Annotated in this window: 10 protein-coding genes; 8 read left to right on the top strand and 2 right to left on the bottom strand. The window is 73.8% G+C overall.

The window, feature by feature from the left end:
* From DMH08_RS36235 to DMH08_RS36205, 7 genes are all read left to right on the top strand, one after another.
* On the top strand, positions 1-1,683 hold a 1,683-nt coding region (locus DMH08_RS36235), incomplete at its 5' end, for a hypothetical protein (RefSeq protein WP_233618018.1).
* Positions 1,680-2,420: an IclR family transcriptional regulator gene (locus DMH08_RS36230; RefSeq protein WP_125620678.1), complete on the top strand. Its 741-nt coding sequence runs from the start codon at positions 1,680-1,682 to the stop codon at positions 2,418-2,420. The genes DMH08_RS36235 and DMH08_RS36230, both read left to right, overlap by 4 nt.
* Complete coding sequence (locus DMH08_RS36225) at positions 2,417-3,088, top strand: hypothetical protein (RefSeq protein WP_125620676.1); 672 nt, start codon at positions 2,417-2,419, stop codon at positions 3,086-3,088. The genes DMH08_RS36230 and DMH08_RS36225 overlap by 4 nt, the downstream gene beginning before the upstream one ends.
* Positions 3,089-3,118: 30 nt before the next feature.
* Entirely contained in the window at positions 3,119-4,138 is a 1,020-nt protein-coding gene (locus DMH08_RS36220) for a dipeptidase (RefSeq protein ID WP_199748172.1), read from the top strand.
* Between the two features lies 1 nt (position 4,139).
* Positions 4,140-4,940, top strand: a complete 801-nt coding sequence (locus DMH08_RS36215; protein WP_034518395.1) for an ABC transporter ATP-binding protein — start codon at positions 4,140-4,142, stop codon at positions 4,938-4,940.
* Complete coding sequence (locus tag DMH08_RS36210; protein ID WP_125620674.1) at positions 4,937-5,770, top strand: ABC transporter permease; 834 nt, start codon at positions 4,937-4,939, stop codon at positions 5,768-5,770. The genes DMH08_RS36215 and DMH08_RS36210 overlap by 4 nt, the downstream gene beginning before the upstream one ends.
* A 26-nt stretch (positions 5,771-5,796) precedes the next feature.
* Entirely contained in the window at positions 5,797-6,870 is a 1,074-nt protein-coding gene (locus DMH08_RS36205) for an ABC transporter substrate-binding protein (RefSeq protein WP_026403086.1), read from the top strand.
* Between the two features lie 6 nt (positions 6,871-6,876).
* On the opposite strand, the gene DMH08_RS36200 is transcribed toward DMH08_RS36205, so the two are convergent.
* Complete coding sequence (locus DMH08_RS36200) at positions 6,877-7,554, bottom strand: GntR family transcriptional regulator (protein WP_199748171.1); 678 nt, start codon at positions 7,552-7,554, stop codon at positions 6,877-6,879.
* Positions 7,555-7,584: 30 nt separating this feature from the next.
* Positions 7,585-8,769 (bottom strand): acyl-CoA dehydrogenase family protein, encoded by a 1,185-nt coding sequence (locus DMH08_RS36195; RefSeq protein WP_125620670.1) that lies wholly within the window; start codon positions 8,767-8,769, stop codon positions 7,585-7,587.
* Between the two features lie 86 nt (positions 8,770-8,855).
* Here DMH08_RS36195 and DMH08_RS36190 point away from each other — a divergent pair.
* Positions 8,856-9,938: CaiB/BaiF CoA transferase family protein (locus DMH08_RS36190; protein ID WP_148108635.1), on the top strand; the 1,083-nt coding region annotated here is incomplete at its 3' end.

Below are 9,938 nucleotides of genomic sequence, written 5' to 3'. Positions count from 1 at the left end.
GCCCCCGGGCACGCGGCGCCCCGCCCCCCGGAGGCGGTCATGCATCCGCGCCGGCTGGCCGCCCTTCCCGCCGGCCCGCTCAGCGCGACCCGGACCCTGATGGACCGGATGACCCGCGAGCGCTGGGAGATCGGCCTGGTGCGCGCGGACCTGACCCCCGAGGGGAACGGGACGCTCGTCTACCGGATCGACGCCGGCGGGCGCGTGCTCTCGGTGGTCGCGTTCTCCACCGAGCCCCGCATGGTCAACCGGACCCCGCGGATCATCGGGTCGAGCTGGGACGTGCTCGGCGCGCTCATGGAGGGCGAGCCCGACGAGGACCGCATCGAGCAGACCCGCCGCGAGATGCCCAAGCTGTACGCGGGCCGCGCACCCGACCGGACGCTGATCTGGTTCCGCGCCAACCGCAGCCTGCGGGCGTTCGACGAGGTGCGGGACGCCCTCGCGGCGGGCGAGGGCCCCGACGAGGAGCGGCTGCTGGAGGCCGGCTACCTGCTCCGCAACACCGGACTGGACGGCAACGGCACGTTCGGCACCGTCGACTTCGGCGCGTACGGCCCGGACCATCCGCTGGCGCTGCCCTACCACGCGCAGATGCTCTCGGCCTACATGATGCGGGAGATCTCGTTCGACCTCGTCGAGTCGCTGGCGCGGCTGCGCAACCCCGGCGCGGCCCGCCTGTCGCCGGAGCTGAAGCGGCGCGTCGCCGTCGGCAACGGCTCCGCCCTGGGCCTGGTGCTGTTCTTCATGAACCGCCCGCGCCTGGTGTCCCGGTGGATCGGGCTGTACGAGGAGAGCACGGCGCGCGTCCTCAGCCTGGCCTGGCCGGCGGACGCCCCCGAGCTCGACCTGTTCGACGACCTCCTCAGCCGCGTCATCGAGGCCAAGGAGGCGGACTCGACCCCGTACCGGCTGTTCCCGAGCGGCCCGCTGGTCGCCCAGGAGCTGCGGCACCTGCGGCGGGAGCTGCGGGCGCGGCGCGCCCGCGCCGCCGCCGACGGCACCGGGCTCGCGCTCGCCGACGTCGAGGCGGCCCGCTCGCCGGGGACCGGGCCCGAGGCGGTCGAGCTGTTCCGCTCCACCGCGCTGGAACTCGACCGCGGCGCCTGGGAGCCGCGGCTCGGCGAGCTGGTCGTGGACGAGTCGATGCGGCCCGATCCGACCTGGACGGTCGCGCGGCTGCGGGACGCGGTCCGCGCCACGGTGCCCTGGACGGCGGACTACCCCCGCAACCCCGACGGTCTCCGCAACCGCGTCTGGTACAAGTCGCGCGCGTCGGAGGAGCCCCGCTCCGGGCACGTCCGGGAGATCCCCGCGGACACCTACGACCTCGCGACCAACCCGGTGGAGGAGGTCGGCGCGCTGCTCGCCCTCCTGGACGGGACGGACGGCGGGCGGAGCGTCGGCGACCTGCTGCTCGAGCATCCCTCCGCCCTGCGGGCGACCGCGCTCGTGCAGAACCTCACCGACAGCCCGTACGCGCTGGCGCGGGTCGACTACCGGGACGACGAGCTGGTCCCCGCGTACCTGATCCACGTCCTCAACGCGTTCTGCTTCGGCCTGGAGAAGACGCTGGACGTCCAGCGGCGCACGCTGCGCGGCCTGATTTTCGAGGGCGCGCCGCCCCGGGAGGAGCTGGGCGGGCCCGGCGAGCGCTTCTGGTGGGCCGGGGGCCGCCGGTGACCGGGACGAAGGTGCTCACCACCGCCCGCAAGATGCTGGAGATCATCGACGCGGTCGGCTTCTCCGCCGGGCCGGTCACCGTCGCCGAGATGGCCGACCGGTTCGGGTGGAGCCGGGGGGCGATGCACCAGTACCTGCACACCGCGAAGGAGGCGGGCTGGTTCGTCCAGGACGACGCGGGCCGCTACCACCTGAGCCACCACGTGTCGGTCCTGGCCCGGATGCGCTCCGCCCAGGCCGACATCGCCGAGATCCTCCAGCCGCGGATGCGCCAGCTCGCGGCCGACCTGGGCGAGGCGGTGTCGTTCGCCGTGCTGGACCAGGGCGGCCTGTTCATCGTGGAGCGCGCCGAGCCGGTGGGCATCTACCAGCGGCAGAAGTTCCAGACGAGCATCTCCGTCACCACGTCCGCGTCCGGGAAGGCGATCGTCGCGCACCTCTCGGAGCGCGAGCGCGACCGGCTGCGCGCCGGCGGCGCCGAGCTGGCCCCGCCGGAGGTCTACGCGGAGGTCGCCGAGCGCGGCTTCGCGCTGGTGCGCAGCGAATGGCTGGGCAGCGACATCACCGCGGTGGCCGTCCCGCTGATGGTCCGCGGGCACTGCATGGGCGCGCTGAGCGTCATCGCCCCGGCGGTCCGGGTGGACGGGACGGTCGCGGCGGAGATGACCCGACGGCTGCTGGAGATGGCCCGGAACGCCTCCGGCGAGCTGATCGCCGAGGAAAGGACGCACGGATGAGACTCGACCTCGACCACGACACCCACGGGCTGGACCTGCGGCCCGACATCAGCGCCATCACCCCGCCCGAGTCGATGGCCGGGACGCTCACCGTCCACCGGCGCGAGATCCGGCTGGTCTGCGAGCGGCTGCTGATGGTGGCGGGCGTCCCGGCCGGGGCCTGCCCCGCCGCCCGCGACTTCGCGGTGGACTGCGTGGACCGGTTCGGCCGGGACGCGCTGGCCCGCCTCGCTGGAACGTTCCCGGGCGGCGGCGCGGACCGTCCCGCCTGGACGCCGCCGCGGCGGACCGGCCCGCGCCGCATCGACGCGGGCGGGCGCAGCGCGCTGCTGGTGGGCGCGCCCGTGCTGGCGGGCGTGCTCGCGGACGGGCCCGGCGACCCGGTGACGGTGCACGGCCTCGCCGACGCCGACCTGCTCGGCGCCGGTGCGCTGTGGGCCGCGTCGCTCGGCCTCGGCCTGGCCGTCGCCGTCGAGGGCGCGGACGCCCGGGTGGAGGTGCTGCCCGCCGCGCCGCCGGCGCCGCCGTCGCTGATCGGCACCGGCATCGAGGTGCCCGCCGAGGTCTGGTGGCCCCTCTACTACGCCTCCAACGAGGCGCTCAGCATCGACACCGACCTGTCCCGGCTGCACACCGGGATGGCGCCGCCGCCGTCCGGAATCCTCTGACCCTCTCCCCCACCCCGTAAAGGAGACGCCGTGTACATCGACGGACTCAACTGCTCGCGGATGACCCGCGACCAGTTGGTGACACTGCGCCGGGCGCGCATCGACGCCGTCACCACGACCTGCGGTTTCTGGGAGGACGCGACGGAGTCGCTGGACGCGGTCGCGTCCTGGCGGTACTTCGCCGAGGACAACGCCGACCTCGTGGGGATCGCCCGCACCGCCGGGGACGTCCGGCGGCTGGCGGCCGCGGGGCGCACCGCCCTCATCCTGGGGTTCCAGAACTCCTCGATGCTCCAGGGGCGGCTGTCCTACGTCGACTTCTTCGCCGAGATCGGCGTCCGCGTCGTCCAGCTCACCTACAACATCCAGAACGACATCGGCGGGAGCTGCTACGAGCCGGTCGACTCCGGCCTCACGCGGTTCGGGCACGAGGTCGTCGAGCGGATGAACCGCGCGGGGATGGTCGTCGACCTGTCGCACGTGGGCAACCGCACCACCCTGGACGCGATCCACGCCTCCGGACGTCCGGTCGCGATCACCCACGCGAACTGCAGCGACATCACCGAGCATCCCCGCAACAAGCCCCGCGAGGTGCTGGAGGCGCTGGCCGAGCGCGGCGGCGTCATCGGCGTGACGACCTACCACAACCTGACCCGCGGCTTCATCGACACGCCCGAGGCGTGGTCGGAGATGGTCGCGCGGACGGTCGACATCGCGGGCGCCGCGCACGTCGGCATCGGCACCGACGCCAACGTCGGCGGCACCGACGAGTACCGGGCCTGGATGCGCAGCGGCCGCTGGAGCCGGCGCCCCCAGGAGGGCGCGGGCCTGGCCACCGGCGCGGCGAGCAGCGGGCCGCCCGCGTGGTTCCGCGGCCCCGGCGACTTCCCCGTCCTGGACGAGGCGCTGCGGGCGCGCGGCTTCTCCGCCGACGAGGTCGCGGGCCTGATGGGCGGCAACTGGCTGCGGTTCTACGACGAGGTGCTCGGCGTGCCGGAACCCGCCGGATACGGCGTCCGCGAACCCGCGCTCGCGAGCGGAGGGCAGTGAGATGGGCATCGCCGAAACGGGCACCGAGCCCCGGACCGGGGCGGCCGTCGCCGTCCGCGACGCCGCCATGACGTACCGGCGGGGACGCACCGCCGTCGACGCGCTCGCCCCCACCAGCCTGGACGTCCGGCCGGGCGAGTTCGTGTCCCTCATCGGCCCCAGCGGCTGCGGCAAGAGCACCCTCCTGAAGATCATCGCGGGGCTGCTGGCGGCCACCGGCGGCGGCGTCGAGATCGACGGGCGCACGGTGACCGAGCCCCCGCCGGGGGTGAGCGTCGCGTTCCAGAAGCCGACGCTGCTGTCCTGGCGGACGATCCGGCAGAACATCCTGCTCCCGGTGGAGCTGCGCGGCGGGGAGCGGGCGGCCGCCGACCGCCGGGCCGACGAGCTGCTGGCCACGATGCGGCTGACGGACTTCGCGGGCAGCCTCCCGCGCGAGCTGTCGGGAGGCATGGAGCAGCGCGCCGCGATCGCCCGCTCCCTCATCGACGGCCCGCGGCTGCTGCTGATGGACGAGCCGTTCGGCGCGCTCGACGAGTTCACCCGCGAGGACCTCAACGACGAGCTGCTGCGGGTCTGGCACGACGAGCCCAAGACCGTCCTGTTCGTCACGCACAGCATCAGCGAGGCGGTCTACCTGTCCGACCGGATCGTCGTCATGCGGGCCAGGCCCGGCGGCATCCACGAGGTGATCGACATCGACCTCCCCCGACCACGACGGCGCGAGGCGCGCGGGACCGCGGAGTTCTTCGAGGCCACGCAGCGCGTCCGGGCCTCTCTCGAGCAGGTGAAGAGCCAGTGACCGCACCGCAGACCTCCCCCGCCCCCGCCGCGACGGCCGGGGCGCGGCGCGTGCCCGGACGGGCGCGGCCGCTCGGCAACGTCAACGTCCAGGCCGGCGTCCTCGGCGTCGCGATCCTGGCCGCGATCATGCTGCTGTGGTACCTGGCGGCGGACCGCGAATGGGTGTCGCCGCTGCTCATCGCGCCGCCCGGGGACGTGTTCGCCTCGCTGGGCGACATGGTCGCCTCCGGCGCCCTGTGGCCGAACATCTACGCCACGGCCTTCGAGACGCTGGTCGGGCTGGTGTGCGCCGCGGTGCTGGCGTTCGTGCTCGCCGTCGTCTTCACCTTCTCCGAGCCCGTCCACAAGGCCGTCTACCCCTACCTCGTGGTGATCCAGACCTTCCCCAAGGTCGCCATCGCCCCGATGGTCATCGCGGGCTTCGGGTACGGCCTGGCGCCGAAGGCGTTCCTGGCGGCGCTGCTCGCCTTCTTCCCGCTGCTGGTCAACGCGATGGTGGGGCTGGCCAGCGTCGGCGAGGACCAGTACAACCTGTTCCGGTCGGTACGGGCGGGCCGCTGGCAGATCCTGTTCAAGCTGCGGATCCCGCACGCGGTCTCCTACATCCTCCCCGCGCTGAACACCGCCGCCGTCCTCGCGCTGATCGGCGCGATCGTGGCCGAGTTCGTCTCGGCGCGGGAGGGCCTCGGCTTCGCCATCCAGGCGGCCACCCAGAACGGGTCGATCGCCGCGACCTACGCGCTGCTGATCGTCATGGGCTTCTTCGGGGTCGCCATCTGGCTGGTGATGGCGGTGCTCAACCGGCTCCTGGCCAGGTACCGCGCGTGACCCCGACGAGAAGAGGACGACCCGCCATGAGGAGAGCGTGCGCGCTCCTGACCGCGGCCGCGACGCTCGCGGCGGCCACCGCGTGCGGCACCGGCGACGGACGGACCGAACTCACCTTCGCCGTCGCCGACCAGACGCTGAGCGCCGCCACCGCCTCGTACGCCACGGTCCCGGAGACCATGGGGTACTTCGCGGACGAGGGCCTGAAGGTGGAGATGCAGCCGGTGAAGAACGCGGTCGCGGCCATCCAGGCCGTCGCCAACGAGCGGGCCACCTGCACGTACGGCTCGACCGCCAACGCCGTCACCGCCATCGGCCAGGACCCCGGCCTGGTCATCGTCGGCACCGTCAACGGCAACATCTTCCGCACGGTCGCCCCGGCCGCGTCCGGGCTCCGGACGGCGGCGGACCTCGCCGGCCGGACCGTCGGGGTGAACGTGCGCGGCGGCATCAACGAGCTGCTCGTGACCGGGGCGACCCGGTCGCTGCCCCGTCCCGTCGGCGCGGACGACATCCTCGCCGTCGGCTACGGGGCGCAGGCCGCCCAGGCGCTCCAGCGCGGCGACATCGACGCCTACTCCGGCTACGACAGCTCCAACCTCATCGTCGGGGAGCTGCTCGGCCGGGAGATGGTCGAGATCGAGTCGCGGACGGACGGGCTGACCGGGACGTCCGCCCTGGTCTGCCGCAAGCGCGACGTCCAGGAGCGCCCGGAGGCGATCGGCGGCCTGTTCCGGGCGTTCTTCAAGGGCATGGTCTTCTCGCAGGAGAACCCGCGCGCCGCCATCGAGATGCACTGGGAGCACTTCCCGGCGTCCAAGCTGGCGGGCGGGAAGGACACCGACCTCGCCACCGCGACGAAGATCCTCGCGAAGCGGCTGGAAATCTCGGGCGGGCCGGGCTCGGCGGGCGAGTACGGCCTGCAGAAGGACGAGGACCTGCAGAAGACCATCGACACCTACGTCGAGTACGGGGTCATCACGGACATCGAGCCCGAAGCGGCGAACGTCCGGGCCCTGACCGACTACTCGCTCGTCCCGGCCTTCAACGACTTCGACCCGGCCGAGCCGCTGCGCGAAGCCCGCGAATGGTCGAAGTGACGGGCGTCAGTCCCGGCCGGGGGCGAGGACGGCGCGCAGCACGTCCAGGGCCCGCTCCCGGTGGTCGTCCATTTCGCGGACGAGCCGGTCTGCGTCCCCGTCGCGGACCGCCTCGATGATGCGGTCGTGGGCGTCCACCGACGCCGCACGCTCCTCCGGCAGGTTGTAGTACATGGCCCGGTACACCTCGGTGGAGTCCCACAGCAGCCGGATCAGCCGCAGGACGTGCGGCTGGCCCGGCGCCTCCATGACCGCGAAGTGGAACACGCGGTTGGCGGCCAGCTCGGCGGCGACGTCCCCGGCCGCGGCGGCCTCCGCGCAGGTGCGGGCGGCCTCGTCGATGCGCCGCAGCGCCGCGTCGTCCAGCATCGGCAGGGCGTGCCGGGCGGCGCGCTCCTCCAGGATGCGGCGCAGCTCGTAGATCTCGCTGAGGTCCTCGAACTGGAGCTCGGTGACGAAGTAGCCGCGCCGGGGCCGGTAGGTGAGCTGCCCCTCCTGCGCCAGGACGCGCAGCGCCTCCCGCACCGGCGCGACGCTCAGCCCGACCCGCGCGGCGATGTCCTCCTGGTTGACCCGCTGCCCGGGGCGCAGCCCGCCCGACACGATGAGGCGGCGCAGCGCGCCGACGGCGTGCTGCTGGGCCGTGGGGACCGAGGCGGGAGCGTCGGCGCGGGTATCGTTCACCGGCCCGAGCATAGCCGTGCCCCGGCCGCGTCAGCGGAACGCCTGGACGCCTGTCAGCGCACCGCCGATCACCAGCGCGTGCACGTCCGCGGTGCCCTCGTACGTGACGACGGACTCGAGGTTGTTCATGTGGCGGATGACCGGGTACTCCAGCGAGATCCCGTTGGCGCCGAGCATCTGCCGCGCGGTGCGGGCGACGTCCAGCGCGGCGTTGACGTTGCCGAGCTTGCCCATGCTGATCTGCTCGGGGCGCAGCCGCCCGGCGTCCTTCAGCCGGCCGAGGTGCAACGCCAGGAGGGTGGCGCGGTTGACCTCCAGCGCCATGTGCGCGAGCTTCTGCTGCTGGATCTGCGTGCCCGCGATCGGCTTGCCGAACGCGGTGCGCTCCTCGGCGTAGGCGAGCGCGGCCTCGAAGCAGGCGCGGGCGGCGCCGGCGGCGCCCCAGACGATCCCGTAGCGGGCCTCGTTCAGGCAGGACAGCGGGCCGCGCAGCGACGACACCTCCGGCAGGACAGCGTCGGCCGGCAGCCGGACGCCGTCCAGCACCAGCTCGGACGTCACCGACGCGCGCAGCGACATCTTCTTGTGGATCTCCGGCGCGGTGAAGCCCGGCGTGCCGGCCGGGACGACGAAGCCGCGGACGCCCTCGTCGGTGCGGGCCCACACCACGGCGACGTCCGCGATCGTCCCGTTGGTGATCCACATCTTGCGGCCGTCGAGGATCCAGTCGTCGCCGTCCCGGCGGGCCCGGGTCCGCATCGCGCCCGGGTCGGAGCCCGCGTCCGGCTCGGTCAGCCCGAAGCAGCCGATCGTCTCCCCGGCGGCCATGCCGGGCAGCCACTTCCGCTTCTGCTCCTCCGAGCCCCAGCGCCAGATAGCGAACATCGCGAGGGAGCCCTGCACGGAGACCATGCTGCGCACGCCGCTGTCCCCGGCCTCCAGCTCCATGCAGGCCAGGCCGTAGGCGGTCGCGCTGGTGCCCGCGCAGCCGTACCCGTCCAGGTGCATGCCGAGGACGCCCAGCCCGCCGAGCTCGCGCGGCAGCTCGCGGGGGATCGCGGCCCGCTCGAACCAGTCGCCGGCGTGCGGGACGACCCGGTCGGCCACGAACGCCCGGACGGTGTCGCGGATGTCGCGCTCCTCGTCCGACAGGAGGCCGTCGATGTCCAGGAAGTCGTCGGGGCGCAGGTCGGCCCGGTCCGGCGTGCTCGTCATGGCGGTCACCTCTCGTTGCGGGGAAATCTTCGAAAATCTAGACTCGATAATCGCATACCCGACCCCGAGCCGACAAAGAGCCCACCATGCCCCATGCCCTGGACGGTGTCCGCATCGTCGACTTCTCCCGCGTGCTCGCCGGACCGCTGGCCACGATGGTCCTCGCCGACCTGGGCGCCCACGTGACCAAGATCGAGCGCCCGGACGGCGGCGACGACACCCGCGCGTGGGGCCCGCCCTACGACGACGGCGGCCGGGCGACCTACTTCCAGGCCGCCAACCGCAACAAGGACAGCGTCGTCCTCGACCTGCGCACCGCGGACGGCGCCGCCCGCGCCCGCGACCTCGCCGCGTCCGCCGACGTCGTCGTGGAGAACTTCCGCCCCGGCGTCATGGACCGCCTCGGCCTCGGCCACGCCGAGCTGAGCGCCGCCTCCCCCGGCCTCGTCTACTGCTCGATCACCGGCTTCGGGTCGGGCGCCGGGGCCGCGCTGCCCGGCTACGACCTGCTGATCCAGGCCCTCGGCGGCCTCATGAGCATCACCGGGGAGCCCGACGGCGAGCCGCAGAAGGTCGGCGTCGCGCTGGTGGACGTCATCAGCGGGCTCTTCGCAAGCGTCGGCGTCCTCGCCGCGCTGCGGCACCGCGAGCGCACCGGCGAGGGACAGCGGGTCGAGATCGACCTGCTGTCGTGCCTGCTGGCCGCCCTCGCCAACCAGGGCTCGGCCTACACCCTGGCGGGACGGGTCGGCGGCCGGATGGGCAACGCCCACCCGAGCATCGCGCCGTACGAGCCGCTGCCCACCGGCGACGGCGACCTCGTCCTCGCCGTCGGCAACGACCGCCAGTTCGCCGCGCTCGCCCGCGTCATCGGCCGTCCCGAACTGGCCGAGGACGACCGCTTCGCCGCCAACGAGGCCCGGGTCGCCCACCGCGCCGAGCTGCGCCGCCTCCTGGTGGACGCCCTGGCCGCCAAGCCCGCCGCCGACTGGGTGCCCGCCCTGTCGGCGGCCGGGGTCCCCGCCGGCCAGGTCAACGACATCGCCGGGGCGTTCGCGCTCGCCGAGTCGCTCGGCCTGGCCCCGGTCGTCGAGGTCCCCCGCCCGGACGGCACGTCGGCCCGCCTCACCCGCAACCCGATCGGCCTGTCGGCCACCCCGCCCACCTAC

The sequence above is a fragment of the Actinomadura sp. WAC 06369 genome (genome assembly GCF_003947565.1).
In the GTDB taxonomy this organism is placed as follows: Bacteria; Actinomycetota; Actinomycetes; order Streptosporangiales; family Streptosporangiaceae; genus Spirillospora; species Spirillospora rifamycini.
This window is presented reverse-complemented; position numbering and strand designations above follow the sequence as displayed.